Source organism: Helicobacter sp. 23-1044 (assembly GCF_053654695.1).
The window spans coordinates 48,538-74,104 of record NZ_JBSIUQ010000005.1 but is presented as its reverse complement, the minus strand read 5'-3'; the positions used below and the strand labels follow the sequence as shown (position 1 = coordinate 74,104).

Genomic DNA, 25,567 nt, shown 5'->3' with positions numbered 1-25,567 from the left:
ATGCAGATTCTGCGCTAGATTCTGCGATTTTGGCGAAAATCGTGCGAAGATTCTGCGAATTTGTAATTTTTTTCGTCATTGCGAGAATTTACGCAGTAAATTCGTGGCAATCCACAAAATAGATTGCTTTGGCACTTCGTGCCTCGCAAAGACAAAGTGCGGGTAGATTCTGCGTTTAGCAAAAATCACGCGAGATTCTGCAATTTCGCCAAAAATAGCGCAGAATCTCAAAATAATTGCTGTTCGTTTGATGATGGTATCAATTCTATCTCGCTCTGCTCTACTCCATAAATGACAAAAAAATGATATTTTTCAAGCATAAAATATTTTAGCAAATCATCATTATTTTTATAAATTTTCACTTCAAAATCGCCATTAGATTCTGCGAAGTTATCAAAATTTTCATTGCTTAAAATTAGCGTTTTGCCCCATTTTGCATTTTGCGTGAAAGTGATATATTTTTGAAACAAATCCATATTTTTACTCGCATAGATAAATCGCATAGATTGCCCGTAGTGCGACTTTTGCGCCGAAGTATTGATAAAAATCGGGAGCAATAAATCCTCATCAAAATTTATCTTAAAATCAATATGACGCATTTTAAAAAAATACATAATATCATTTAGATTGCTAATAAAAATGCTTGGCAAAACTAGCTCATAGAGTTTATTTTCATACTCGATTTTTAGCTCAAAAAGCGTTTGATAATTTATCTTAAAAATAAAATTTCTTGTATTTTTTATAGATTCTGCGTCAAAGAAAATCACCTCAAAATCAATAAAAATCATTCTAAAATGTAGCACCTCAACTAACTCAAAAATATCCCTTGCAAATGCGATATTTTTATCCCGCGCCATCGCCCGTGCAAGGGCGAAATTCGCAGAATCTAGCGCAAAAATCTCAATGCCATTTGTGAGCTTTGCGTATTTTGCGAACTTATGAAGGGCAACCTCCAAATTTTCAACCAAAATAAACGCCACCCACTCATCGCTAATCTCGCAATACACTTCGCTTACAATCGCATACGCACCGCGATTTATCGCCTCATCTAACTCGCCTTTATCGCGCAAAATAAAAATATCGCCCCGCATAATGCGATGTAAATGCGTGGTGACATTACCTAAAAGGTGCGCCTGTGTGGCGTTACAGACTTTTCCGCCGATAATCTCTACAAAATCATCTAAAAACATTTGAATCCTGCGTGTTTATGGCACATTAGCTAATCTTGCTTCCCGCATTTGAATCCGCAAAAAGCAACTTTACACCGCTTGAATCTTCTGTGGTTAAAAGCATTCCGCAACTCTCAACGCCCATAATTTTTGTAGGTTTTAGATTTACAATCGCGCAAATGTGTTTGCCGATAAGCGATTGCGGCGCGTAAAATTGCGCTATGCCTGAAATAATCTGTCGCTTTCCAAGTTCGCCAAAATCGATTTGAAAAACTAATAGTTTTTCGCTTTTTGGGACGCGCTTTGCGTGGAGAATCCGCCCCACGCGCAAATCAATCTTTTTAAAGTCATCGATAGTTGCGTTGTCTTTTGGCGATAAATCGGGGAGACTTGCCACTCGCTTCGTCAATGAACTATCAGTTCTATTTCCTTGCTCGTGGCTTCGCAACCCCGATTTCTCATCCAAAATACTTCCGCACTTGTCGTTGTTGTTGTTAGATTCGGCACTCAAATCTTTTGCTTCAATAATATTCTCAATTTTTGGGAAAAGCGGGGGGATTTTGGTAAGGTTGAAGCGATTTAAATACTTGCGATTTTTAATCAAATCAGCATAAGATTCAAGCGAAATCCCAAGCGAATGCGCCATCGCCTCCGCACTTTTTGGCAAAATAGGATATAGCAAAAGCGCGGATTTTGCCAAAATATTTGCGATAAAAACTAGCAGATTCGCCACTTCGCGCACTCTGCCCTCTTTTATCATAGCCCACGGCTCAAAGCGCGTAATTAGCCCATTTGCCAAGTCAAAAAGCTTCCAAAGTTCCTCCAAATAGCGATTTGGCGTCATATTTTCCATTAGATTATCAAGCGAATCAATAATCGAATCCACGCTTTTTTGCTCAAATTTTAGCCCTGTAAAATCCTGCGCCTCCAAACGCAAATCAAAATATTTCTCACTCATTCCAAGCAAACGATTTAGCAAATTCCCCAAACTATCGCTTAACTCGGCATTTGCGCGCTCTACCAAAGCACGAATCGCAAAGTCGCCATCTTGCCCAAAAGGCACTTCTCTTAAAAGAAAATATCGCAACACTTCTAACCCATAAGCGTCCGCCACCGCCTTTGGATTTATCACATTGCCGACACTTTTGCTCATTTTCGCACCCTCAATTAGCCACCAGCCGTGCGTGAAAATGCGCTTTGGCAAAGGCAGATTTAGGCTCATCAAAAACGCGGGCCAAAAAATCGCGTGAAATTTCAAAATATCTTTGCCGACAAAATGATGCGCGTTTTCAAAAAGCGACATTTGATTTTTGCGCTCACTTCCAAATCCTAGCGGTGTGATATAGCTTAAAAGCGCGTCCAACCACACATAAATGATATGCGAAGTATCTTTTGCGCTTTGTGGCAGGGCGATTCCCCAGCTAAAAGTGGAGCGCGTGATAGATAAATCGCTCAAACCATTTTCGACAAATTTGATGATTTCATTGCGCTTAAAAGCTGGCAAAATGACATTTGGATTGTCCGCATACCACGCCAAAAGTCGCTTTTCATATTTGCTTAACGCAAAAAAGTAGCTCTCTTCTTTGATTTCTTTTGTAGGCTTCCCACAATCTGGGCATTTTGCGCCATCAATTAGCTGTCTTTTTGTGAAAAATGTCTCGCAACTCACGCAGTAATTGCCCTCATACTGCCCTTTGTAAATGTCGCCTTTTTGTTGCATAATCTCAAAAGCGCATTTCACGCCCAAATCGTGGTAATCATCAGTCGTGCGGACAAAGTAGTCATAGTCGATTGCAAAGCTATCCCACAGATTGCGAAACTTCGCGCTAATCTCATCGGCGTATTGTTGCGGGGCTTTGCCTTTTGCCTTCGCGCTATTTTCGATTTTTTGCCCGTGCTCATCAGTGCCTGTTAGCAAAATCGCGTTGTTGCCTTTAAGGTTTTGATATTTTTTAAACATATCGGTAGCGATTGTCGTGTAGGCGTGTCCTATGTGCGGAATGTCATTTACATAGTAAATGGGCGAAGTGATGAAAATGTCTTTCAAATTACAATCCTTATTCTGTATTTTTCTTGTCATTCTGAGCCGTAGGCGAAGAATCTAAAAAAATAGATTCTTCGCTCCACTTCGTTCCGCTCAGAATGACAAAAAAGAGAGATTCTGCGAATTTCGTTTTAGATTCTGCGATTCGTGTGCCAAACGCAGAATCTATCATAAATCCCCTATCCATCAAAGTCAAAATAGCCACTTTCGCCATCATTCATACTTTGATAGACGGCATCGACATAGCTTTTTCGCAATTCACAGCCGATAAGATTCGCGCATTTTAGGCACGAATCTACGGCATTTTGATTTTGGCAAGATTCTAACTCCGCTATCTTTGAATCAATCTCGCCAATATTTTCTTTTACCGCGCCATCCATTGCAAACCCTTATTTATACGCGACTTTCACGCGCTCTATTTCGTATTTGCTACCAAAAAAGCAGGGCGTTTTTTGGTGAATCGAATCTATTTGCAAATCCAAAAGGCGACTTTTGCCACTAATCGCCCCGCCACCAGCGCGTTCAAAGATTAGCGCAAAAGGCAAAACCTCAAAAAGCGCACGAAGTTTGCCATTTGGTGCGTCCGTTGTCGATGGATAGCTAAAAAGCCCCCCGCCTTTTATTAAAATATTGTGCAAATCTGGCACCATTCCGCCACTATATCGCAATCGGTAGCCCTCCAAAAATAGCGATTCAATCAAAATCTTATGATTCGTGTGCCAATGCTTTTGAGTGCCACCGGGCGCGTTTATTTTGCCCTGCTCTTTTAGCATTAGATTGCCACTAAATCGCCAATGCGCCCCATCATACACGAATCTTGCGACATCTTCTTGTGCGACTATCAGCTCCAATCGCACGCCATACAGCACATAGCCACTTGCGATTAGATTTTGTGCGCTAAATTCGCCATTGTAAATGCCAAAAATGCTCCCCACGCTAAAATTTGAATCCACAATCGATGAGCCATCAAGCGGGTCAAATGCCACCAAATACGCGCCACCGCCGTTTTCTTTGTAAATGGCATTTTCCTCTTCCTCACTTGCTATGCCTTTGACAGCGTCCAAACTCAAAAGCGCGTTTTTAAAAATCTCATTTGCTTCCACATCTACGCTTAATTGCAAATCGCCCGTGCTATTTTTGCTACCACCCGAATCAACATTTGCGTAGTCAAAATTTGCCTTTTTCAAAATCCTATCAATCTCTAACGCGCTATGTTTTATCGCGCTGATTATCGAATCTAACATAATTTCACCTTTTAAATCTCTAACTTATTTGCGACTAAATATCGCGTGATTGCGTAGTAAATCGCGCATTTTATGACATTAAAAATGCTTGTATAAGCCCATAGCGTCATAAATGCAGACGAACTCTCCCCAACGGCTACCACAATAATCGCGCTTATTATGCCCTCAATCGTGCTAAAAAACAAAAATAGCGCGATTCCGCATATCACTTTAAATCGCGTGATTGCGCCGATATGCAAAATCGCCAAAATAAAAAGCACAAGCGCACTCATCGCAAAAATGCTAGTAATTTGTGTGATGATAGAAAGTGCCATCAAAAATGGCGAATCCATAAAATTGCCTAAAAGTCTCACCAAGCCACTTAATTCAGACGAAGTCGTAGCAAGGATTAACGCCCACAAGCCAATCACAACACCACTCAAAATCACATAAATCGAGCTAACCAAAATCTTTGAAGTCAAAATCGCATCTACACTCACAGGCAAAGCAAAAGTCAAATATCCATCGCTTGTAAAAAGGCGATTGTAAAGCAAACGAATGATAGTGATTGCCAAAAAAGCGATAGATAGCAAAAATCCAAGTGGCATTACAAATAGTAGCAACAGCCACGCCGCCGTAGAAGATGAATCCGTAATAATCGCATTTGAAATCGCCATAAGTGCGAGTAAAACGCCATTTATTAACACAATGCTATAAAAACTCTCCAAAAAATCATATTTTAGCAATTTGCCAAATCTATGAAAAACACCATAATTAGAATAATTAGATGGATTGGTTTGATTCATACTAATTCCTTAAAAATATCTTCTAAATTTTTATCGCCGTATTTTGCTTTGAGATTCGCAAGCGAATCATAAGCCACAACTTCGCCATAGCGCAAAAAAATCGCACTACTTAAAATGCTCTCCACATCGCGCACAAGGTGCGTTGAGATGATAATAGATGCGTCTTTGTTGTAATTATCCAAAATTAAGCGAAAAATCAAATCCCGCGCCTTTGGGTCAACCCCCGCAATCGGCTCATCAAACATATAGATTTCCGCATCACGGCTTAAAATTAGGCAAAGTTGCACCTTTTCTTTTGTGCCTTTGGATAGCGATTTGAATCGCGAATCCAAATTTATATCCAACTCCCTAAATAACGCCAACGCACGAGCTTTATTAAAATCATCAAAAAAATCGCCAAAAAATTCTAATAACCTTGCAATGCTCCAAGATTGTGGCACGAAATTGCTATCTGGCAAAAATGCGACTTTGCCTTTGGATTCGACATTTAGATTTTGCCCTAAGATTCGCACTTCGCCGTTGTAATTATTCACCAAACCATTGATAATTTTTAGCATTGTCGTTTTGCCCGAGCCATTTGGTCCCAAAAGCCCGACAATTTCGCCTCTTTCAATTTTGAGATTGACATTATTTAGCGCATTTGTCGCGCCGTAATTCTTGCATAAATCGCGTATTTCTAGCACATAATCCATATTTTCCCCTAAAAATTAAAAGCGAAATTATAGCGCAATTTAACAATTTTTATATTATAATTGCAAATTTGTTTCAAAAAATTCAAAGGACGCAAATGCCCATTTTGCCAAAAGACAATCATTGTTGCGGGTGTAGTGCGTGTTTTAATGCTTGTCCGCACGATAGCATTGCGATGATTCGCGATTTTGAAGGATTTTATATCCCAAGCGTAAATCAAACCACTTGCACCGAATGCAAATCCTGTGAAATCGCCTGTCCCACTTTGCCTTTTCTAAACTTCGCACCATATAACGCTGTGGCAAAAAAATCGCAATTTCCACTAATGGCAATTAGCGCAAACACCATAGGGGGGGGGGGAATCGCTATTTAGATTCTAACGAATCTTGCGAATCTAATGATTCGTCATTACAAGATTCGCAACGCGAATCAAAGCAATCCAAACCTTATAATTCCCCCTCCCTTGCGGATGTGGATTCGCACAAATCTTCCCCCTCCCTTGCGGAGGGGGTTAAGGGGTGGGTAGATTCTCTCCCATTCCACTTCCACAAAAACTCCCCCAAAGATTCCCAAACCCTAGCGTTTTCGCCAAAACTCACACGATTTACCGAGCCAAAGGCATTTGCACTAAAAGCCAAAGATGACGCGTTGCGCCTAAATTCTAGCTCAGGCGGTGCGTTTAGCCTTATCGCGCAATATATCCTAAATCGCGGTGGCGTGGTGTTTGGCGCGAGTTTTGATGAAAATCTAAATGTCGTCCATAGATTTATCGAAAATCCCGCCGAGCTGGACATTCTCCGCCGTAGCAAATATGTCGAATCCTTTATCGGCGATACTTACAAACAAGCGCGAGATTTTCTAAAAGCAGGGCGAATCGTGCTTTTTAGTGGCGTGCAATGTCAGATTCACGCGCTAAACGCATTTTTACGCAAGCCTTATGCGAATCTACTCACAATCGAAGTGATTTGCAACTCCATTCCTAGCCCAAAAATTTGGGATATTTATAAAGAGAGTTTGCTTGAATCGAACGATGAAAAATTGATAGATTTTAATTTTCGGGGTAAAGATTTTGGCTGGGAGAGCGGGATTTTCGCCGCAAAAACAAAAACAAAAACAAAAACAATGCCCCACTATGAATCCGTATTTTTTAACGCATTTTTAAACCACACAATCACGCGCAAATCTTGCGGTAATTGCTACTCAAAGGGCTTTGTAAGCGGAGCAGATTTGACTTTGGGTGATTTTTGGGGGATTCGCGAGTATCACGCGGATTTTGTCGATGACAAAGGCGTTAGTTGTGTTTTGGCACACAATCAAAAGGCATTGGATATTTTAGATTCGATTCGCGAATTGGCGCATATCATTGCCACAACCGCGCCTATTATCACGCTTGGCAATCCCGCCTCGCTTCGTAGTAACGGCATTCACGCGAATCGCGACTCTATTTTGCGCGAAGTTATAAACGCCTATTCGCACACCAAAGACGCCAAAAAAGCAATGGCGATTTTAGCGCAATACGCACAAAATCCAAAAAGCATATTGCGCCACTATTACCGCGCTTTCAAAAACGACCCACTTCGCAAAACTATCTCAAACGCACTAAAAAGAGCGCGAAAGTGGCTTTTAAACCCAAAAAAAAGAAAGGATTAAAAAATGAAAAAAGTTAAAATCATCACATTTTGTAGCTCGCTAGATAACTACGGGCAGGTGCTTCAAGCCTACGCGTTGCAGAGATTTTTGCGGGATAATTATAAGGATTTAGACATTAAGCTAATCTATGCGCATCCATTTGGCGCAACGCCACAAGAATCACAGCAAAAAAGAACGCCTTTGCAGGTATTTTTGGCGCATTTTAAAACGGCTAGGCGATATTTTAACGCTTATATTTTATGTATTGATAAATACGATAAACGCGTAAAGCGCGACAAAATGGAGATTTTAAAAAAGGCATTGCGTGAGGTTTTGGCGCAATCAAAATTTGGCAAAGACTTTGACAATGAAATGCGCATCGATTTTTTCAACAAAGCCCGTGAATTTGAGCGATTCAAAAGAGAGCATATTGCGCTTACTAGCGAATCTTTGCAAGAATTTCGCACTTTCACGCCCAAAATGGAAGCAGATTGCTATATCGTGGGGAGCGACCAAGTGTGGAATGTGTGGTGTGGTGAGCATTTCACGCAATGGGCAGATTTCTACACACTAGAATTTTTGCCACAAAACCACAAATCACGCAAAATCGCTTATGCCGCAAGTATCGGCAAACCAAAGTTTAGTAGATGGGGCGAAAAGGCGTATTTTAAAAACGCGCTATCAAAATTTGATGCGATTTCATTGCGCGAATCGTGTAATATTGCGACTTTAAAAGAGATAGGTTTGCAAAGCGTTTGTGTGCCTGACCCAAGTCAGCTTCTCACCAAAGCCGATTATGAAAAGCTAATTGATTCAAGCATAAAAAATGGCGAGTTTGATTCAACTAAAAGCGATGGTAAGATTCGCAAGGACAGCATTTTTGTTTATATGCTAGGCAATGAAACGAGTATGGATAAAAATAGCGTTATGGCGTATTTGGAGGCGCAAAGTGGCGTGATTTACACAAATGCAAATGTGGATTTTAGTTGCAAATGGGACTATAAAAGCGACTTTGCGCCAACACCGCAGGAATGGTTAGCGTGTGTGAGAGATTGCAAGGTGCTAATCACAAATTCTTTTCACGGGTGCGCTTTCGCGCTTGTGATGGGGACGCCATTTGTCGCGCTCAAACTCGGAGGCGGTGCTAGTGCGATGAATACGCGATTTTTTCAACTACTAGAACTTTTTGGTTTGCAAAATCGCCTTGTGGATAATTTGAGCGATTTAGAGACACAAATAAAAACGCCCATAGACTTTGAATCCGTAAATCAAAAGCTAGATTCGTGGCGCAAAGTGGGCATAGAATTTTTGGAGCGAAATTTAAAAGATTTATAGCTATAATTACGCTTTAATTTTCACATTTTGGAGATTTTATGGCAAAACGCATTATGATTGCGCCTAGTATTTTGAGTGCGGATTTTGGGCGATTAGATGATGAGATTTCGGCGATAAATCAAAGCGATTGCGAGTTTTTGCATATCGATATAATGGATGGGCATTTTGTGCCAAATCTCACTTTTGGCTTGTGCGTGGCAGAAGCGATTGCCAAAAAAAGCAAAAAGCCCCTTGACATTCATCTAATGGTCCAAAATGCGGAGTTTTTCATCAACTATTTTGCCCCACTCAAACCCGCATTTATCAGCTTTCACGCCGAATCTGAACGGCACATAAATCGCACGATAAATCTCATCAAAAGCCACGACATAAAAGCCGGAGTCGTCCTAAACCCGCACACTTCGCAAGAATGCCTTGAATATATTTTGCGCTATGTGGATTTGGTGCTACTAATGAGCGTGAATCCGGGATTTGCCGCACAGAGCTTTATTTCGGGCGTTTTGGAGAAGGCAAAAAAGGTGCGAAAAATGATAGATTCGCAAAATCCGCGCTGTCTGCTTGAAATGGATGGCGGAATCTGCGATAAAAATATCGATTTAGTCAAAGATTCGGGCGTAGATTTGGTGGTAAGCGGGAGCTATATCTTTGGCAATGATGATTACCAAAAGGCGATAGATTCGCTTCGCTAGGGGCAAAGCGCATTCGCAGAATCTGCGCTAGATTTTGCGATTTTGAGGAATTTTCGCAATCTGCGTTAGATTCTGCGAGGGCATTTGATGATTTAATATTTTATTATTTTAAGCAAATTTTAAGTTTATATGTTTAAGATTCGCACTTTTTTAAATCTAAACTTAAAGGACTTCATTATGAAAAGGTTATTTTTTGCATTGCTATTTTTGGTAAGTTTCGCATTTGGCGCGGTGAATCTCAACACTGCAACTAAAAAAGAGCTAATGACACTTGATGGCATCGGCGACAAAAAGGCAGAGGAAATCATCAAATACCGCGAGAAAACGCCATTCACAAAGCCAGATGATTTAAAAAATATCAAAGGCATCGGCGATAAACTTTTTGATAAAATCAAAGATAAGGTTAAAGTGAAGTAGATTTAGGGGAATTTGGCTTTTTTTGATTTGTGATTGCCTAAATTTAGCATTTAAAAGTGCCTAAACCTATCATTAAATATTTTAAAAAATAGTTCGTGGCAAGCTATATTTTATGGATTGCTTCGGTCGCTTTGCTCCCTCGCAATGACGAATCGTAGGTAGATTCTGCATTTTTTTAGCGCAGATTCTGCGAATTGCACTAGATTCTGCGATTTATAAAAATTCGTGCGAGTCGCAGAATCTAGCGCACAATTTTCGTCATTGCGAGGCGCAGAATCTAATGGATTTTTTCGCTAGATTCTGCGAATTTTCGCAATAATTCCTCCCACTTCTCCATCACCACCTCTTTGCTAAATCGTTCCCCCACAAGCCTTTTGGCTTCGCCTCCAAATGCAATGCGCATAGATTCATCACTCATTAGCGCAATTAAGTGCTTTGAGTAAGCCTCCAAGTCATTATCGCTCACCAAATAGCCACTTTTATTATGCGTGATAATATCGCTAGGTCCTGTGGCGATGTCAAAAGCAATGCAAGGCAACGCATAGCTACTCGCCTCCGCCAAAACCATACCAAAGCCCTCAAAGTGCGAAGCCATCGCATAGATGCTTGCCCCCAAATATTCGCGCTCTATTTCTTTGGTAAATGGCTTTAAGATTATAGAATCTTGCAAGTTTAGGGATTTGATTTTGGATTCTAATTCGCTTTTTAGGGGACCATCGCCTACGATAATAAGTCGCCATTCTTTATCGGTGAATCCTTTGTCTTGTGCCACAATATGCCAAATATCAATCAACCGCAAAAAGCCTTTTTCGCTTGAAAATCGCCCTGCGCTTAGCACCACTTTTTGCGCAGAATCTGTGCTTTTTTGCGGGATTTGTGGCAAAAAGTTTGGGATTACAAAGACATTTTTATGATATTTTTGCCAGATAGAGAGTTCATTTTTGCTTAAAATGATAAGTGTGTCAAAGTTCTTAATCCGCTCATAATACTTCTCATCCACGCTAAATCCATTTTTGTGAAATGCGGTATGCGTAAGTTTCATATACGCCGTGTTTCGATTTTTTGCGATGGGGTAATAACTATGCCACGAATTATCGATGATGAAATCATAATTTTTTGTGCGGTTTGCAACTTCGGGCGCAAAACTTTATCGCTCAGCAACCATAAGATTTCGCGTGTTTTGGGCATTTGTTTATTTTGTGCTAAAAATTTGATTTTATAAAAAAAGACTATGAGCTTTCGCAGAATCTTGCTTTCTTTTTTTGGTGGATAGTCGTTTATAAATTGGATTTTTATGGATTTGTGAAGTGGATAGGATGGATTTTTGTGTGAGCGATTTATGCTAAGGATTTCTATGTGATTCCCCCCCCCCATTAATAAACGAATTTGCGAGGTTGCTAACCACTCGCTCTGCTCCGCCTGTGATGGTGATATCATCTGCAATTAAGAGAATTTTCATATTTGCTCCATTTTTATAATTTGTAGAATCTGTGCTTTTTTTGTATTAGATTCTGCGAATTTTGACTTTTTTGTGCTAGATTCTGCGATTTCATAAAAATTTGTGTGATTCGCAGAATCTGGTGTATTTAATCTTCGATATCTAACTTAATGTTTTTATCGCTTTTTTTGGGGGCGGGTTTCGCTGCGGGTTTCACTGCGGGTTTTGGCGCAGGTTTAACAGCAGGTTTTACCGCAGGTTTTGGCGCGGGCTTAACAGTAGGTTTTACAACAGGTTTTGGTTCTACTTTTGGTTCAGGTTTGATAGTCGCCTCAGGTTCGATTATCGGCTCTGGCACTTTTTCGCTAACCTTAATCATCGCCTTAAATTCATTTGCAATGTATTTATTTTTATACGCGCGGTTGTAATTGAGATACGGCGCAAAGTCCCCATTTCCCTGCGCTAGCGTGATTTCATAATTCTCACTTTTATCGCTTAAAAATGTGATTTTTTGTCGCCCTTCAAATGCGGTATTTGAGTTTTTAATAGTCAATTTCCCGCCTTCTTTTTGTGCCTCTGCGCGATTTTTGCCCTCAACTTTATGTGAAATAAATCTATCGCGGATATAGAAATTATTTGGGTGCTGGGTGTTGATATACCAAAACTGCGATTCCGCCTCTGGTGTGCGTTGCAGGTATTTTGCAAGGATATTTTTATCGCAAGTTTTGCAGTATAGCGCGTATTTTGCAATCAAAAACGCAGAATCTTCCCCATTTATGTCGTCCGTTTGCAGTTTCCCGCGCACCAAAAGGACGCTTTCTGGATTTGACTTTTCGTCTAATTTGTCATAAACCTCCAAATTATCATACACAAACTGCGTTTTGCCACTTTTCAAGCGGAGGTTGAAAATAAAGTCAAACAGCGTGATTTCGGTTGGTTCAAGCAAGTCGCCCTGCGTGATTTTGCGAGCATTTTGATAACTATCAATAATCTTATTTATCCCAAAATACGCCTTGATGCTAGTGCCTTTATCGCTTGTGAAATCCCGCAAATACACGATGATTTTGGAGTTTAGTCTATCGCTTGAAGTGCGCTTAAACTCTATCAATTTATCGGTTTGCAATCCTAACTCAATGCTGCCATAATTGCAATTTTTATTTATATCAATCACCCCTCCATCGCTATCTAACGCCTCGATATCGACTTTTAAGAGCGGATTGTGCTTGAAGTTTAATTTATCTTCGAGCTGCCCGTAATATGCGACTTTATTGCTCGTGCTTAAAATGTCCGTTTTCACGCGGAAATTCGCGGGGATTATGCTGATTTCTTTTGTGATTTCTGCGCTCGTGCAAGTGGGTTTTAGTGTGTCTGCCGAAGTGGCGCAATTTTTGTCGTTATTTGCGATGGCGAAGTTTAGTTTCAAATTCCCAAATGCTACGATTTTTGCGACAATATCCATCGAGGCATTTTGCAAATATCCGCCCTTAAAGCGCAATCTTAAATCATTTGGCGCGGAAATGCCCTCTATTGCGTCACTTGCGCAGTATTCTTTTTGCGTGAAACTTACATTATCAAGTGTCAAATTTTGATTAAATCCGCTATCGATTTCGCCCTCCGCCGTGAGTGCCACGCCACTTTTGAAGTTGATTTTGACATTCCCTGCTTTTACAACCAAATCATCGTTTGCAAAACTATAATCCATATCAAATTTCGCTGGGGTGGCGATGATTTTATTTGTAGTTTTTTCCTGCTTTGCGCCTTTGCAGGTGATTTGCGTTGTGTCACTTGAAGTGGGGAACTTCAAATCGATAATGCCGATGGTGTTTGTGGCACTTAAAGTAAATGATTTTTTAATATTTTTGCCATAATGATTTTTCACTTCGCAAACTAGCGTCAAATCCTCATCGCTCACATTTAGCGCAAACACCTCATTTACCGCATTTTTCGATGACTTTTTGCTCCACACGACTTTATCATAGGGCAAAAGTTCATTATAAATGCACTGCAAATCCCCGTAGCACGACTTTTTAAACTGCTCGTAGGCATTTTTTTCCACGAGTAAAAATTCATCATTGATATCCAAAAGTTCCTTTTTCGCGGGTTTTACAATGTCTAATTCCGCAGAATCTGCGGTAGATTCTGCGTTTTGCTCGGATTTTTTAGATTCTGCGAGTTTTTCGCTATTGAATGTCGAAAGCAAATCTTGCAAATTTTCATCTAACTCCGCGTTTAACTCCGCAGCGATGGGCGATTGCTGCTCGTCAGTTTGCGCGATTTGCGAGTCTTGCGTAGATTCTGCGATTTTGTCCGCAGAATCTGTTGCAGAATCTTGCGTAGATTCTGCGTTTTTCGCCAAAGTTTCGCTTTTCGCAGAATCTAGCGCATTTTGGGCGATTTTCATTTCAGATTCTGCGTTTTGCGTTGCAGAATCTTTTGCAGAATCTAATGTGCTTTTTTCCGCAGATTCTGCATTTTTCGCAGAATCTAGGGCGATTTTTTTGGCATTTTCTACTTCCAAATCCGCCAAATATTTTTCCACCACTTTTTTATCAAATGCTAATTTCGCAGGTTTGTCGCACGCACCGCCATTTTGCCCCTTAATTTTGGCACTTGGAAATATGTCTTTTATCGCGCGATTGTCGCTTGAAATAATCTTGCCACTTTCGATGAAAATGTCATAAGTGGGGATAATTTTCGCATTTGCAGAGGCGATTTTGAAACTTTTGCCATCAAATTTGCGATTATTAAAGGCAAGTAGATTTTCAAAGCATTCGCCTTCTTTCACGGAGCAAATCGCATTTTTATCGCTTGGTGCGTCAATTGAGGCATTTTTCACACGATAAAGTCGCTTTAAGATATAATTTTTATTTTTCAAATCAAGCGGATTTACCTCCGGTCCGCAAAAAACGCCACCATTAAAGTCGCTTAACTCGCTTCCATCCGGACTTAGCGCAATCACATCATCCACGCTTAATATTGTCTCCATTTCGCCACGCGAGGCAGGGGACTTTTGGTTAATCAAATCGATGAATTCCTTTTCATAAATCCCGCCATAAAAGGTATTTAGAACAACATTTGAGTTGCCACCCTCAGGCATAATTAGCATATTTGCGTTAAGTGCCGCGCCTCGCTGTAAAATGACATTACTTTTCGCATTTGTCCCCTCAATCATCTCAACGATGAATTTTTTAGCATTTTTTGTATTAAATCTAATGCCACTATCCACCACAAAATCCCCTGCTACGCGAAGCAAAACATTATCTTGTTTGATTGTAACAATGCGATTTTTTATAAGATTTTTGCCATTACTAATGGTAACTCCCTCAGTCAAAGCACCATTTTTATTCTCCACCATCGAGCAGTCAAGCACCTCATAGCGCACATCATCAATCTCAATGTCGCCCCCATTTATGCACGAATGATATTCGCTAAACGCGCTCCCATCGTCTTTTATAAACTTATGCTCCATCAAAGGCGGATTTTTGATATCAATCTCGCATTCATCTTGTTTGTCATCCTTAAAATCGCAAGTCCTAGCAAAAGCAAAAAGCAGTGTAAATCCCATCAGCAAGATACTTCTAAACATTTCTAAATCCCTTCAAATTTGAATTTCGCAAAAAATTTTATTAAATATCGTAAAAAGTTAAAATTGCATTAGATTCTGCGAAAAAAATGCGAATTATAATTTTTTAAGATTAGTTTTACTTTAAAATGCTAAAATTTCGCTTTCATTTTTACGAAAATTACAAAATTCAAGCGCATTTATCCTTATTTAGTGGAGATTCGGTTCGAATCTTTATCAAAGAATGCGCTAGTTTTAACTAAATATCAAAAGGAGAAATTATGGTAACAATGAAAGATTTGCTTGAATGCGGTGTGCATTTTGGGCATCAGACGCGTAAATGGAATCCAAAGATGAAAAAATTCATCTTCTGCTCTCGCAAAAATATCCACATAATCGATTTGCAAAAGACTTTGCGATATTTTCGCTATGTTTATAGTGTCGTGCGTGAGGCAAGTGCGGAGGGCAAAAGTATAATGTTTGTCGGCACAAAAAAGCAAGCAAGTGAGACGATTCGCGAGTATGCAAATAGCGTGGGAATGCCTTATGTGGATTATCGATGGCTTGGCGGAATGCTTACAAACTTTGGGACGATTAAAAAAAGTATTCGCCGTTTGGAGCTAATCGAAGAGATGGAATCTAGCGGACAAATCGAGCTTTTAACAAAAAAAGAAAAGTTAAGTTTGCTTCGCAAAAAAGAAAAATTAGAGCGATATTTGGGCGGTGTGCGCAATATGAAAAAGTTGCCTGATATGATTTTCATCATCGACATTGTGAGAGAACATATCGCAGTGGAGGAAGCGCACACACTTGGAATCAAAGTCATCGCGCCACTTGATACAAACTGCGACCCTGATAAAGTGGATTATCCAATCCCGGGAAATGATGATGCGATTCGCTCAATCCAGCTATTTTGCAAGGAAATCACAGAGGCAATAATCGAAGGACGCGAAACAAACAAAGATGAAGCGATTAGCGCGGATTCGAGTGATTATAGCGACAAAAATGACGAAAATTTCGAGGAAATGATGAACAAAATGGAAGCCGAATCTGATGAGTCTAACGAATCAAGCGAGGTGCGCTAATGGAAATCTCAGCATCACTTGTAAAAAAACTGCGCGATATGACAGACGCAGGAATGATGGACTGCAAAAAGGCGTTAGTCGAAGTCAAAGGCGACATTGAAAAGGCGGTGGAATATTTGCGCCAAAAAGGGCTATCCAAAGCCGCCAAAAAGGCAGATAGAGTTGCCGCCGAAGGCACAATCGCTTTGTTTGCCGAAAATGGACGCGCCATTATGGTAGAAATCAACAGCGAAACGGACTTTGTCGCAAAAAATGAAAACTTCAAAAATCTCTGCGCCAAAACGCTAGAACTAATCAACGCAAACAATATCAGCGACATAGATTCGCTAAACGCGCTAAAAGTAGATGGCGTCCCATTTGATGATTATCTCAAAGGTGAGATTGCAAAAATCGGCGAAAATATCGTAGTGCGCCGAATCGCGCTATTAGATTCGACGCCAAATACCATTGTAGGCGCGTATCTACACTCAAATAGCCGAATCGGCACGATTGTCGCGCTAAAATTTAAAAATGCCGAATCTAAAAGCAAACTCAAAGAATTAGTCAATAATCTTTGTATGCACGCAGCGGCGATGAAGCCAAAAATCATCAGTGGCGAGGGCTTTGATAGCGAATTTATCGCCAAAGAAAAAGCCGCGCTCATCGCTGAAATCAAAAAGGGCAATGAAGAGTTGCAAAGGCTTGGCAAAACGCTAAAAAATATCCCTGAATTTGTCAGCAAAAAAGAGCTGACGCCCTCCGTATTAAGCGCGAAAATCGAGGAATTTAAAGCAAAACTCCGCGAACAAAAAAAGCCCGAAAATATGCTTGATAAGATTGCAAATGGAATGATTGAGCGATTTATCGCTGATAACACTTTGCTTGACCAGCGTTTGAGCTTTTTGGGGCAGTATTTTGTGATGGATGACAAAAAAAGCATTGAGAAAATTTTAGAGGAAAAAAGTGCCGAGCTTGGCGACAAAATAGAGATTGTCGAATATGTGCGATTCGAGCTAGGCGAGGGCATTGAAAAAGTGGCAGGGGATTTTGCCAAAGAAGTTGCAGAGCAGATGAAATAGATTTGGGCTTTGAGTGCGTAAAAAAAGCGCGAATCTTTTGCAAATCTATACGAATCTAAACAGCAAATTTTATAAAAAGGCGGATTGTGGGCGAAGTTTTACTACAAGCACAAAATGTGGGACATAGCTTTGAATCGCAACTTTATGACAGCGTAAATCTCACAATGGAAACCGCCAAAACTATCGCCATTTTGGGCGTTAGTGGCTCTGGCAAATCCACGCTAATCAACAATCTCTCATCATTTTTAAAGCCAAAAAATGGGAGCGTTTTTATCGGTGGGAGCGATATTTACGCGCTTAAAGATAGCGAAATTTTGCGTCTGCGCCGAAATGTCATTGGCATAATTTTTCAATTTCACTATCTTTTTCGCGGGTTTAGTGCGCTTGAAAACCTGCAAGTGGCGTCAATTTTGGCAAATCAAGCGATTGATGAAAATCTGCTTGAATCCTTTGGCATAGCGCACATTTTAAAGCAACAAATCGGCGAACTTAGTGGCGGACAGCAACAGCGGCTTTCAATCGCGCGTGTGCTTACCAAAAAGCCACGCATAATCTTTGCCGATGAGCCCACAGGCAATTTGGATGCGGAGACTACGGGAAAAGTAATGGAAGTCGTTTTTGGCTATGTGAAGTCGCAGGGCGCGACAATGATTGTGGCGACACATAATTTGGAGCTGGCGAAAATGTGCGATAAAGTGTTTGAGCTGAAAAATTGCGCACTAGTTGAGAGCGCGATTTAGAATATGTCGTCATTGCAAGATTTTGCAAAGCAAAATCGTGGCAATCTAATTTGTAGATTCTGCGATTTTTGTGATAGATTCTGCGATTCGCAGAATTTATCACATTATTTTATCATTCTCGCACGAAGCGAAATATCTCAAAATTTCAAATAAATCAAATTTTTAAGAATTTTTTAATTTGATTCAAACTAAAATGCGGATTTTATTTTTTAGCAAAAGGCAAAATTTGAAATCAAATTATTTTGTAAAATCACATAAAACTTACAGAAACTCTCTTGGGGGGGGGGATTTACCCTTTATTTAACTGATTTTTTATCGTTTTTATCTCACAACACTCGCGCATTAAATTTTAAAAACTTATTTCGTTTTATCTTTGCTAGATTCTGCGATTCTCAGAATCTAGTGCAAAAACTCGCAACGATGATAATTTTTACCCACCCCCTAGCCCCCTTCCGCAAGGGAGGGGGAATTTTTGGATTCAACCTCCGCAAGGTATATGAAAATAGCGAAAACTTCGTTCGCAACAACAACAAAAACTTTGGATTGCCACGAAAATGCTACGCATTTTCTCGCAATGACGAGACAGAGTGCGATTCATTTCACAATGACGGAGATTCTGCGCCACACACCACTCACAAAGGACTTCAAATGATTACCTAAAATTATGATGAACGCAGAATCTGTGTGTGGATTTTCAGTCGGCGGTTAGGCAATGTTAGAAAACAAGATTAGCCCCAAAATCAAAACAAAAGGGGGCAAAAATTACATTTCAAAATTAACAAAAAGGAGACAGAAATGGACGAATTTGGCGGGGCATTAGTCCCATTTATCAAAGACAGCAAAAATTATCCGCTAACTTTACTTTATAGTTGCGATGATTTTCTTATCGTATCGGGCGAGGATAGGGATTATAGTGGATATATTAGTATAGGTATTCGTTGGCGCAAAAGCAGAAATGAAAATGACAATAAATCAAATCCGTTAGGATTCCCGCTTACGCGTGGCACGATAAAGTGTTGGTTTATAATGCCAGAGAACTTGGCACTTTGTCTTTTAGTTTGCATATAAGATAAAGCACTCGGCAATAATGACAAGTTGGATAAAGAAGCAATAAGCAGGGCTATACAAGAACTTGCAAAGCATACTAAATAACAAAGGGGACAAAATGAAAATGATTTTATTAAAAATACTAGCTTTGGTATTAGTAGCTTTTACATTTAGCGTGTGTGGAGTTAGCTGTGATAGCAGTGAAACAAAAGAAGCATTTGGTGGCAAAATCAAAGATGCCTTGCAAAAGAAATATCCAGAGGTTAAAGGCAAACTTGCAAATATGCAAATAACTTTTGATAATATTTCTACGATAAGCAAAGATAAAAAGGCAAAGAAAAACTCTTGCTCTGCCGATAAAATCCATCTTAAACTTGATACAGGCGACATTCTTACTTACAATAATGATGATTCGCGCTTTAAATTTGAAGTGAGAGAAAAAGAAAAAGGCGTGAGTGTAATCACTAGCATATCATCAAAAATAGATGACATTGATGATGATTTAAGGGCATATTATTCAGGCAAAGGTTTAATGATAGGTGGCGTCAAAAAGGGTGATTGCAACGGCGCATATAAAGATAAAAATAAAAATGGCTTTAATGTCAGTGGTAATTGTGTAAATGGTTTAAGAGATGGCATTTGGACTTGGACAAAAGAAGTAGAACAACGCAATACAATGGGTGCTGCGCTGGGTATGTTTTTGGGTGTAGGAGCACCAAAAGATACTATTACACAAACCATTACATATAAAAATGGCTTAATGAATGGCATTCGCAAAGTAGCCCAAAACGATGAATTGTTTTTAGTTGCAATATATAAAGATGACAAAAACAATGATATTGCTTTTAGTTTTGATACACATTTTAGCAAAAAAGATTGCGAAGAAGAAAATTGGGATATATTTGAAAAAGGGGATAAAAATGTTCTATATGACACAGATAAATGCCCTGCTGATTTTGGTAAATTTAACTATGTGGAGTTTGAAAATGGTGCTTTTGTATTAGGGCGAATGTATAAGGGTGATTTTTCAAATATCAAAGATGAAAAAGAGCTATTTGCAAAGCTAAATAGCCTAACGCCTGAATCTGAAGTGATAGTAAAGCAAAGGACACAGCCAAATGCAGAGATTTTGCCACAAAATAATATATCAAATGAGCATAGCGAAAATGACTTGCAATCTCCAAATACAGCAGAGCAAAATCAAGCTACGATAAATGCAAATTTGCAGGGCGAAGCACAAATCCACCTTGCACCAAACAATGAATTTGTAGCATTACGAAAATCTCCAAGTGGTGAAGTTATAACGCCTATCTACAAAAAGGATTTTGATAGTATTGTCTTGCAAAGATTGGGCAATGATGATTCTGGTTGGGCGCAAGTGCTGTATTTCCCGCCAAATGTAAGCGACAAGCAAAATGCGATAGTTGGCTATATACGAACTTCACAGATTGATAATAGTAGATAAATCAATATAAGGAGGTAAAAATACATAACTACGAATCGGCTGTCAGTGGCGTAATCAATGTAAGATAAATTTTTCAAAAAAAGGAGAAAAAATGAAAAAGATAAATGTAGGTATGGCGGTAGCAGTAATGGCGGTATTATTTAGTGGCTGTGGTAGTTCTGCGCCTAAATGTAGCGATGAAACGGGGCTAGAAGTTTTGAGCGGACTCGTAAAAGAGGCAATGTATCAGTCAAATAGAGAGTATTCTAGCAGTTATGGTGGCGGTGGAGCATATAATGCAGGATATGCAATGGCTGATAGAATGATAGCACAGGAAAACAATAAGCGATTAAAGGAGCAAATCGAAAACGCAGAATATGATTTTTCTGGTTTTTCTACCAAAAAAAGCGACAAAGAGAGCAAGTCGGCAGTTTGCCAAGCTGAATTAAGCATTATAATGGGTGATAAAGTAGATAGCAGAATCGTAGAATATTCTGTGCGATATTCAGATGATAAAAGCAAAATTTATGTTGATTTGACAGGGTTAAATTAGACATAAACTTTGGTGCTTTAATTTAACAGATTCGCTTATAGATTCTGCGATTCGCAGAATCTAGCAAAAAATCGTATAATTTCATATCGCAGAATCTAGCGCAAAAATTACCCACCCCCTAACCCCCTCCGCAAGGGAGGGGGAACAAAAGCGATTCAATACCGCAAGGGAGGAATGACAAGTTAATTTAAACTCCGTAAGAAAGGGGAGATAATGGAACTCTTAAATTACCTAAGCGATGGCAATGTCGCAAACTTTTTGCTTCTCATCTTGCGATTCAGCGGTATTGTCGCGTTTTTCCCATTTTTTGATTCGCGACTAATCCCTGTCAGCGTGAAAGGCGCGATGATTTTCTTTTTGGCACTTGTTTTTTACCCGCTATTGCCACCATTTGACACAAACATAACGATTTTGGAGTTTATCGTAGCGGGTTTGAGTGAGCTGCTCTTTGGCTTTATCGCGGCATTTTTCTTGCAAGTGGTGTTTAATGCAATCGCGTATGCAGGGGAGCTTTTGGGGTTTAGCATTGGTATGAGCGTGGGGAGCGCGTATGACCCTGTGAGTGGGGCGCAAAATCTCATCATCGCGCAGGTTTTAAGCCTTGTTGCGATTATGGTATTTTTGGCGTTAGATTTTCATCATATCGTTTTTTCGCTCATCGCAAATAGCCTAACTGCCACGCATTTGGGTGGTTTTGCGCTAAGTGAAAATATGCCTTTGTATGTGTTAAAGGCGGCAGGTGGGATTTTTGTGATTGGATTTACCATTGCGTTCCCTGTGGTTGGGATTATTTTATTAAGCGAAATTATTTTTGGTATGATTACGCGCACTCACCCGCAGTTCAACTTGCTAGTGGTGGGGCTTCCACTAAAAGTGGGCGTTGCCTTTGTGGTGCTGATAATCGCGCTCCCTGCGATGATGTTTCATTTTAGAGAAGAGATTTTGATGGCATTTAAGATTGTGGCAAGATTTATGGGACTTTAAAATGCGATTCATAGCACGAATCAAAAAAATTTCACAACCATTTCACAAATCTTTGCAAATATTTCACCGCCAAAAATAAAATTTAAAAGGAGAAAAGATGAAAAAATTGGCATTAGGTGCGCTTCTATGCGCAAGTGGGCTATTTGCTGGCGGTATGGATTTGGATGGGCTAATCACAGGCATCGACAATCAAAACAAAACCATTACAATTAACGGCGTGTTGGTGCAGGTTTTGCCACAGACAAAGATTAAGTTAGATGACTGTGGTATTTTTGGGACGGATTTGGCTGGCAAATTCGTGGATTTGAAGCAAGGCGCGTTTGTTGAAGCCGAAGTTTTCCCAAATATGGCAAGTGTGGCAGGGCAATACGCTACGCAAAATGCGGGGAGCGCGGGTGCGCCTGTGTATATTGCCGAAGAAATCGAGCTAAAATGCACTAAGAATCCCGCATATTAAATCACAAATCGCAGAATCTATTTAATAAACAAAGCAGATTCTGCGAATCGAATTTTTTTAGCACATTTTTTTAACTCTAATTTTTTTAGTCCATTTTTTCAACCCATTTTTTTTCAGTTTGCATTTGCTAAAATCCGCATTTTTATCAAGGGAACTAAAATATGGAAAAATATAAATTAGCGTGGTGTGAAATGTGCCAAATCGTGCGAAATTTTGTAAATTCGCAGAATCTCACAAACGCCTTAATTTATGGCATTTTGCTTTACGCAATCGCGCTTTTTGCCCTGCTTCGCGGGGATATTTATTATGCCGATGATTTTCAGCACAGCATTAGCGATGAAAGCAATGCAGGCGTGTTTAGTCGCTTTTTGATACCCTTTATGTTAAGCGAAGTGGCGACATTTGGCAAAGGCACGATGGATTTGTCCCCGCTACCGCAGATTTTTGGCGTTTGCTTTGTGGTGGCGTCAGCGATGATTTTGCTTTATCTTATTCGTGGCAAGTTTGATTTAATCGGCGTTTTGGCGAGTTTGCCACTTGGATTAAGTCCGCATTTTTTGCAAAATCTATCTTATAAGTTTGACGCGCTAACGATGGGGATGGCGTTATTTTTTGCGATTGTGCCATTTTTGTTTCAAAATCAAAGGCGCATTTTTTGCGCGATGAGCGTGGTTTGCCTACTTTTAATGCTTATGTCGTATCAAGCGGCAAATGGGGTTTATATCATTTTAAGTCTCTATTTCGCGCTATTTTCGCAGAATCTAAATTCAAAAAACTCGCAGAATCCGCAAAATCTCACGCATTCGCAGAATCTAAATTCAACAAATCCACCGAATCCGCCGAATCTCGCCCAAAAAGCGCAGTTTCTCGCCATCTGTGCGCTAAATCTACTCATCGCAACCGCCATTTACAAACTCGCGATTATGCGCCCTGTGAGCGAATACATCGTGGCATACACTTCGGATAGAATGCTCCCGCTAAATCTCGCGTTTGCACTCGGCGTGTGGGAGAATTTCGCCACTTATGCCACCACGATTTTTGGCGACTTAAAAAGCACGGCGTATATTTACTTAATCGCCCTAAACTGCGTGCTTTTCATCATAAATCGCAGAATCTGTGGCATTATTTTTCTCGCACTTGGATTTTTGGCAAGTTACGGACTTTATGTGCTTTTGGAAATACCGACATTTCACCCACGCGCATTTTACGGATTTAGCGCGTTTGTGGCGGTGATTTGTATCGCAAATGTGAGCGCAGAATCTAGCAAGATTCTGCGATTTTTCGCACTCGCAAGTGCCACAATCACCGCGTATTTTCTCATCAGCTTCGCAAATATTTACGGCAACGCGCTAAAAAAGCAAGATGAGTTTTTGGACTTTCGGGCGAACTTGCTTTTGAGCGATTTAGGTGCGAAAATCCCGCGTGGCGCGATGGTTGATTTACATATCCATATTGGAATGCACCCTGTGGCGGAGCGATTCAAGCAAAAATATGGCGAATTTTCGCATTTAATCCCGCGCCTTGCGGAGAATGATTGGTTTTTTCATTGGCGATTGCGCCACCTAAATGCGCCCTATGATTTTACAAATGCCGAAATGTGCGCGTTTTTAAAAGAGAAATTTGGCGTGGAGCTAATCGCTAAAAACGCCTACCACACGATAGAAAAGGCAAAGTCGTGCTTTATTGTAACGCTAAATTAGATGAAATCCGCAGAATCTGCGTGGATTTTATAAAGACGCCAAATTTTGCAAGGGCATTTTTATGGGGAATCGCCCTTTATGCAATCGCGTTATTTGCGCTACTTCGCGGGGATATTTATTATGCCGATGATTGGCTAAATAGCGTAAATGACGGATATTGGAATTGGAGCAGGTATTTTGCGACTTTTATGTTAAGCGAAGTGGCGACTTTTGGCAAGGGGACGATGGATTTATCCCCGCTACCGCAGATTTTTGGCGTTTGCTTTGTGGTGGCGTCAGCGATGATTTTGCTTTATCTTATTCGTGGCAAGTTTGATTTGCTTGGCGTTGTGGCGAGTTTGCCTTTGGGATTAAGTCCGCATTTTTTGCAGAATCTATCTTATAAGTTTGACGCGCTAACGATGGGGATGGCGTTATTTTTTGTAGTTTTGCCGTTTTTATTTCAAAATCAAAGGCGCATTTTTTGCGCTGTGAGCGTGGTTTGCCTACTTTTAATGCTAATGTCGTATCAAGCGGCAAATGCGACTTATATCATTTTAAGTCTTTATTTTGCGCTATTTTCGCAGAATCTAAATTTGAAAAATCCGCAGAATCTAAACTCAAAAAATCCGCAGAATCTCACGCATTCGCAGAATCTAAAAGATAGCGCGATATTTTTGGGCGTTTGTGCGATTAGTTTACTCATCGCAAGTTTGCTTTATGGACTTTTGATAAATGTAAGTTTGGGGATTGGCGATGCTTACACTTCGCACGAAATGCTCCCGCTAAATCTCGCGTTTGCGCTCGGCGTGTGGGAGAATTTTGCCACTTATGCCACCACGATTTTTGGCGACTTAAAAAGCACGGCGTATATTTACTTAATCGCCCTAAACTGCGTGCTTTTCATCATAAATCGCAGAATTTGCGGCGTTATTTTTCTCGCACTTGGATTTTTGGCAAGTTACGGACTTTATCTTGTGCTACAAAAACCGCTCTTTGAACCACGCGCATTTTACGGATTTAACGCGCTTGTGGCGATTATCACAATCGCAAATATTTCGCATTTTATTTCTGCCCCCCCCCATTTGCAAAAAATCACGCATTATATTTCTTGCATTGTGGCGGTAATCACGGCGTATTTTCTCATCAGCTTTGCAAATATTTACGGCAACGCGCTAAAAAAGCAAAGCGATTATTTTGCGTTTCGCGCGAATTTGATTGTGAGCGATTTAGGCAAAGTCATCTCGCCAAATACAAGTGCTATGGTGCATTTTCGCGCATTTGAGATAAATCACCCTGTGGCGGGGCGATTTAGGCAAAAATATGGCGCAATCACTCGCATAATCCCCGCCTTTAATATGCAGACGCATTTCGCGGAGGACTATCAATGGAGCGGTTTGTGCGAATTTGTGGATATGGCAAATGCAAAAGTTGTCATTCAAAACGCCTACCACAAAATCGAGCGCGTGAGAGTGTGCTACATTATCACGCTGAAATAGGGGAGATTCTGCGTTTTCA

28 protein-coding genes are annotated in these 25,567 nt (G+C 40.2%); 17 read left to right on the top strand and 11 right to left on the bottom strand.

Annotated elements, in window-relative coordinates; translation table 11 throughout:
- Positions 1–75 precede the first annotated feature (75 nt).
- Genes ACWIUD_RS05840 through ACWIUD_RS05805 form a run of 8 tightly spaced genes read right to left on the bottom strand, consistent with a single transcriptional unit; the run spans position 76 to position 5,934 of the window.
- On the bottom strand, positions 76–231 hold the full coding sequence (locus tag ACWIUD_RS05840; RefSeq protein ID WP_454147586.1) for a hypothetical protein: 156 nt from the start codon (positions 229–231) through the stop codon (positions 76–78).
- Positions 228–1,190: a hypothetical protein gene (locus ACWIUD_RS05835; protein WP_454147584.1), complete on the bottom strand. Its 963-nt coding sequence runs from the start codon at positions 1,188–1,190 to the stop codon at positions 228–230. Before ACWIUD_RS05835 ends, ACWIUD_RS05840 begins: the two co-directional genes overlap by 4 nt.
- 25 nt (positions 1,191–1,215) lie before the next feature.
- Positions 1,216–3,249 (bottom strand): methionine--tRNA ligase, encoded by a 2,034-nt coding sequence (gene metG / locus ACWIUD_RS05830; protein ID WP_454147582.1) that lies wholly within the window; start codon positions 3,247–3,249, stop codon positions 1,216–1,218.
- Positions 3,227–3,427, bottom strand: a complete 201-nt coding sequence (locus ACWIUD_RS05825; protein ID WP_454147580.1) for a hypothetical protein — start codon at positions 3,425–3,427, stop codon at positions 3,227–3,229. Before ACWIUD_RS05825 ends, metG begins: the two co-directional genes overlap by 23 nt.
- Positions 3,393–3,593 (bottom strand): hypothetical protein, encoded by a 201-nt coding sequence (locus tag ACWIUD_RS05820; protein WP_454147578.1) that lies wholly within the window; start codon positions 3,591–3,593, stop codon positions 3,393–3,395. The genes ACWIUD_RS05825 and ACWIUD_RS05820 overlap by 35 nt, the downstream gene beginning before the upstream one ends.
- 9 nt (positions 3,594–3,602) lie before the next feature.
- Complete coding sequence (locus tag ACWIUD_RS05815) at positions 3,603–4,457, bottom strand: class 1 fructose-bisphosphatase (RefSeq protein ID WP_454147576.1); 855 nt, start codon at positions 4,455–4,457, stop codon at positions 3,603–3,605.
- Between the two features lie 11 nt (positions 4,458–4,468).
- Positions 4,469–5,242, bottom strand: coding sequence for a hypothetical protein (locus tag ACWIUD_RS05810; protein WP_454136945.1), 774 nt, complete (start codon positions 5,240–5,242; stop codon positions 4,469–4,471).
- Positions 5,239–5,934, bottom strand: a complete 696-nt coding sequence (locus ACWIUD_RS05805) for an ABC transporter ATP-binding protein (RefSeq protein WP_454136946.1) — start codon at positions 5,932–5,934, stop codon at positions 5,239–5,241. Before ACWIUD_RS05805 ends, ACWIUD_RS05810 begins: the two co-directional genes overlap by 4 nt.
- Before the next feature lie 95 nt (positions 5,935–6,029).
- Between ACWIUD_RS05805 and ACWIUD_RS05800 the strand changes: the two genes are divergently transcribed.
- From ACWIUD_RS05800 to ACWIUD_RS05780, 5 genes are all read left to right on the top strand, one after another.
- Positions 6,030–6,305 (top strand): 4Fe-4S dicluster domain-containing protein, encoded by a 276-nt coding sequence (locus tag ACWIUD_RS05800; RefSeq protein ID WP_454136947.1) that lies wholly within the window; start codon positions 6,030–6,032, stop codon positions 6,303–6,305.
- A gap of 98 nt (positions 6,306–6,403) precedes the next feature.
- On the top strand, positions 6,404–7,582 hold the full coding sequence (locus ACWIUD_RS05795; RefSeq protein WP_454147574.1) for a Coenzyme F420 hydrogenase/dehydrogenase, beta subunit C-terminal domain: 1,179 nt from the start codon (positions 6,404–6,406) through the stop codon (positions 7,580–7,582).
- A 3-nt stretch (positions 7,583–7,585) separates the two neighbouring features.
- Positions 7,586–8,896, top strand: a complete 1,311-nt coding sequence (locus ACWIUD_RS05790) for a polysaccharide pyruvyl transferase family protein (RefSeq protein WP_454147572.1) — start codon at positions 7,586–7,588, stop codon at positions 8,894–8,896.
- Positions 8,897–8,946: 50 nt separating this feature from the next.
- Positions 8,947–9,585 carry a ribulose-phosphate 3-epimerase gene (gene rpe, locus ACWIUD_RS05785; RefSeq protein WP_454147694.1) on the top strand — a complete coding sequence of 213 codons (639 nt, stop codon included), beginning with the start codon at positions 8,947–8,949 and terminating at the stop codon, positions 9,583–9,585.
- Between the two features lie 177 nt (positions 9,586–9,762).
- Positions 9,763–10,002, top strand: a complete 240-nt coding sequence (locus ACWIUD_RS05780; protein ID WP_454147570.1) for a ComEA family DNA-binding protein — start codon at positions 9,763–9,765, stop codon at positions 10,000–10,002.
- 277 nt (positions 10,003–10,279) lie between these two features.
- Here the strand turns inward: ACWIUD_RS05780 and ACWIUD_RS05775 are convergent, their stop codons facing one another.
- The 3 genes from ACWIUD_RS05775 to ACWIUD_RS05765 form a co-directional block, all read right to left on the bottom strand.
- Entirely contained in the window at positions 10,280–11,044 is a 765-nt protein-coding gene (locus ACWIUD_RS05775) for a glycosyltransferase (RefSeq protein ID WP_454147568.1), read from the bottom strand.
- Positions 11,041–11,376: a hypothetical protein gene (locus ACWIUD_RS05770; RefSeq protein ID WP_454147566.1), complete on the bottom strand. Its 336-nt coding sequence runs from the start codon at positions 11,374–11,376 to the stop codon at positions 11,041–11,043. The genes ACWIUD_RS05775 and ACWIUD_RS05770 overlap by 4 nt, the downstream gene beginning before the upstream one ends.
- A 212-nt stretch (positions 11,377–11,588) precedes the next feature.
- Entirely contained in the window at positions 11,589–15,026 is a 3,438-nt protein-coding gene (locus tag ACWIUD_RS05765; RefSeq protein ID WP_454147564.1) for a hypothetical protein, read from the bottom strand.
- A gap of 257 nt (positions 15,027–15,283) precedes the next feature.
- On the opposite strand from ACWIUD_RS05765, the gene rpsB reads away from it, so the two are divergent.
- From rpsB to ACWIUD_RS05705, 12 genes are all read left to right on the top strand, one after another.
- Positions 15,284–16,087 (top strand): 30S ribosomal protein S2, encoded by an 804-nt coding sequence (gene rpsB / locus ACWIUD_RS05760; RefSeq protein WP_454147562.1) that lies wholly within the window; start codon positions 15,284–15,286, stop codon positions 16,085–16,087.
- Positions 16,087–17,145 (top strand): translation elongation factor Ts, encoded by a 1,059-nt coding sequence (tsf, locus tag ACWIUD_RS05755; protein WP_454147560.1) that lies wholly within the window; start codon positions 16,087–16,089, stop codon positions 17,143–17,145. The genes rpsB and tsf overlap by 1 nt, the downstream gene beginning before the upstream one ends.
- 86 nt (positions 17,146–17,231) lie before the next feature.
- Entirely contained in the window at positions 17,232–17,885 is a 654-nt protein-coding gene (locus ACWIUD_RS05750; RefSeq protein WP_454147558.1) for an ABC transporter ATP-binding protein, read from the top strand.
- A 3-nt stretch (positions 17,886–17,888) separates the two neighbouring features.
- The gene (locus ACWIUD_RS05745) at positions 17,889–18,038 is read left to right on the top strand and encodes a hypothetical protein (protein ID WP_454147556.1); all 150 of its coding nucleotides are present in this window, start codon (positions 17,889–17,891) and stop codon (positions 18,036–18,038) included.
- 249 nt (positions 18,039–18,287) lie between these two features.
- Positions 18,288–18,545, top strand: a complete 258-nt coding sequence (locus ACWIUD_RS05740) for a hypothetical protein (protein WP_454147554.1) — start codon at positions 18,288–18,290, stop codon at positions 18,543–18,545.
- A 135-nt stretch (positions 18,546–18,680) separates the two neighbouring features.
- Complete coding sequence (locus tag ACWIUD_RS05735; RefSeq protein WP_454147552.1) at positions 18,681–18,953, top strand: hypothetical protein; 273 nt, start codon at positions 18,681–18,683, stop codon at positions 18,951–18,953.
- A 97-nt stretch (positions 18,954–19,050) separates the two neighbouring features.
- Complete coding sequence (locus tag ACWIUD_RS05730; RefSeq protein ID WP_454147550.1) at positions 19,051–20,397, top strand: hypothetical protein; 1,347 nt, start codon at positions 19,051–19,053, stop codon at positions 20,395–20,397.
- 91 nt (positions 20,398–20,488) lie between these two features.
- Positions 20,489–20,929 carry a hypothetical protein gene (locus ACWIUD_RS05725; RefSeq protein ID WP_454147548.1) on the top strand — a complete coding sequence of 147 codons (441 nt, stop codon included), beginning with the start codon at positions 20,489–20,491 and terminating at the stop codon, positions 20,927–20,929.
- Positions 20,930–21,142: 213 nt separating this feature from the next.
- Complete coding sequence (fliR, locus tag ACWIUD_RS05720) at positions 21,143–21,913, top strand: flagellar biosynthetic protein FliR (RefSeq protein ID WP_454147546.1); 771 nt, start codon at positions 21,143–21,145, stop codon at positions 21,911–21,913.
- Between the two features lie 97 nt (positions 21,914–22,010).
- Positions 22,011–22,370 carry a DUF5666 domain-containing protein gene (locus ACWIUD_RS05715; RefSeq protein ID WP_454147544.1) on the top strand — a complete coding sequence of 120 codons (360 nt, stop codon included), beginning with the start codon at positions 22,011–22,013 and terminating at the stop codon, positions 22,368–22,370.
- 161 nt (positions 22,371–22,531) lie between these two features.
- On the top strand, positions 22,532–24,070 hold the full coding sequence (locus tag ACWIUD_RS05710) for a glucosyltransferase domain-containing protein (RefSeq protein WP_454147542.1): 1,539 nt from the start codon (positions 22,532–22,534) through the stop codon (positions 24,068–24,070).
- Entirely contained in the window at positions 24,046–25,548 is a 1,503-nt protein-coding gene (locus ACWIUD_RS05705) for a glucosyltransferase domain-containing protein (protein WP_454147540.1), read from the top strand. The genes ACWIUD_RS05710 and ACWIUD_RS05705 overlap by 25 nt, the downstream gene beginning before the upstream one ends.
- The last annotated feature ends 19 nt before the right edge of the window (positions 25,549–25,567 follow it).

Excerpts from the sequence above, each read along its gene's own strand:
- ACWIUD_RS05790 (WP_454147572.1), top strand. The coding sequence starts at position 7,586 with ATGAAAAAAGTTAAAATCATCACATTTTGTAGCTCGCTAGATAACTAC.
- ACWIUD_RS05815 (WP_454147576.1), bottom strand. The coding sequence starts at position 4,457 with ATGTTAGATTCGATAATCAGCGCGATAAAACATAGCGCGTTAGAGATT.
- ACWIUD_RS05725 (WP_454147548.1), top strand. The coding sequence starts at position 20,489 with ATGAAAAAGATAAATGTAGGTATGGCGGTAGCAGTAATGGCGGTATTA.
- ACWIUD_RS05835 (WP_454147584.1), bottom strand. The coding sequence starts at position 1,190 with ATGTTTTTAGATGATTTTGTAGAGATTATCGGCGGAAAAGTCTGTAAC.
- metG (WP_454147582.1), bottom strand. The coding sequence starts at position 3,249 with ATGACAAGAAAAATACAGAATAAGGATTGTAATTTGAAAGACATTTTC.
- ACWIUD_RS05715 (WP_454147544.1), top strand. The coding sequence starts at position 22,011 with ATGAAAAAATTGGCATTAGGTGCGCTTCTATGCGCAAGTGGGCTATTT.
- ACWIUD_RS05805 (WP_454136946.1), bottom strand. The coding sequence starts at position 5,934 with ATGGATTATGTGCTAGAAATACGCGATTTATGCAAGAATTACGGCGCG.
- ACWIUD_RS05765 (WP_454147564.1), bottom strand. The coding sequence starts at position 15,026 with ATGTTTAGAAGTATCTTGCTGATGGGATTTACACTGCTTTTTGCTTTT.
- ACWIUD_RS05775 (WP_454147568.1), bottom strand. The coding sequence starts at position 11,044 with ATGAAACTTACGCATACCGCATTTCACAAAAATGGATTTAGCGTGGAT.
- fliR (WP_454147546.1), top strand. The coding sequence starts at position 21,143 with ATGGAACTCTTAAATTACCTAAGCGATGGCAATGTCGCAAACTTTTTG.
- ACWIUD_RS05730 (WP_454147550.1), top strand. The coding sequence starts at position 19,051 with ATGAAAATGATTTTATTAAAAATACTAGCTTTGGTATTAGTAGCTTTT.
- ACWIUD_RS05735 (WP_454147552.1), top strand. The coding sequence starts at position 18,681 with ATGGACGAATTTGGCGGGGCATTAGTCCCATTTATCAAAGACAGCAAA.
- rpsB (WP_454147562.1), top strand. The coding sequence starts at position 15,284 with ATGGTAACAATGAAAGATTTGCTTGAATGCGGTGTGCATTTTGGGCAT.
- ACWIUD_RS05800 (WP_454136947.1), top strand. The coding sequence starts at position 6,030 with ATGCCCATTTTGCCAAAAGACAATCATTGTTGCGGGTGTAGTGCGTGT.
- ACWIUD_RS05745 (WP_454147556.1), top strand. The coding sequence starts at position 17,889 with ATGTCGTCATTGCAAGATTTTGCAAAGCAAAATCGTGGCAATCTAATT.
- ACWIUD_RS05770 (WP_454147566.1), bottom strand. The coding sequence starts at position 11,376 with ATGGGGGGGGGGAATCACATAGAAATCCTTAGCATAAATCGCTCACAC.
- ACWIUD_RS05825 (WP_454147580.1), bottom strand. The coding sequence starts at position 3,427 with ATGGCGAAAGTGGCTATTTTGACTTTGATGGATAGGGGATTTATGATA.
- ACWIUD_RS05710 (WP_454147542.1), top strand. The coding sequence starts at position 22,532 with ATGGAAAAATATAAATTAGCGTGGTGTGAAATGTGCCAAATCGTGCGA.
- ACWIUD_RS05810 (WP_454136945.1), bottom strand. The coding sequence starts at position 5,242 with ATGAATCAAACCAATCCATCTAATTATTCTAATTATGGTGTTTTTCAT.
- ACWIUD_RS05780 (WP_454147570.1), top strand. The coding sequence starts at position 9,763 with ATGAAAAGGTTATTTTTTGCATTGCTATTTTTGGTAAGTTTCGCATTT.
- ACWIUD_RS05820 (WP_454147578.1), bottom strand. The coding sequence starts at position 3,593 with ATGGATGGCGCGGTAAAAGAAAATATTGGCGAGATTGATTCAAAGATA.
- tsf (WP_454147560.1), top strand. The coding sequence starts at position 16,087 with ATGGAAATCTCAGCATCACTTGTAAAAAAACTGCGCGATATGACAGAC.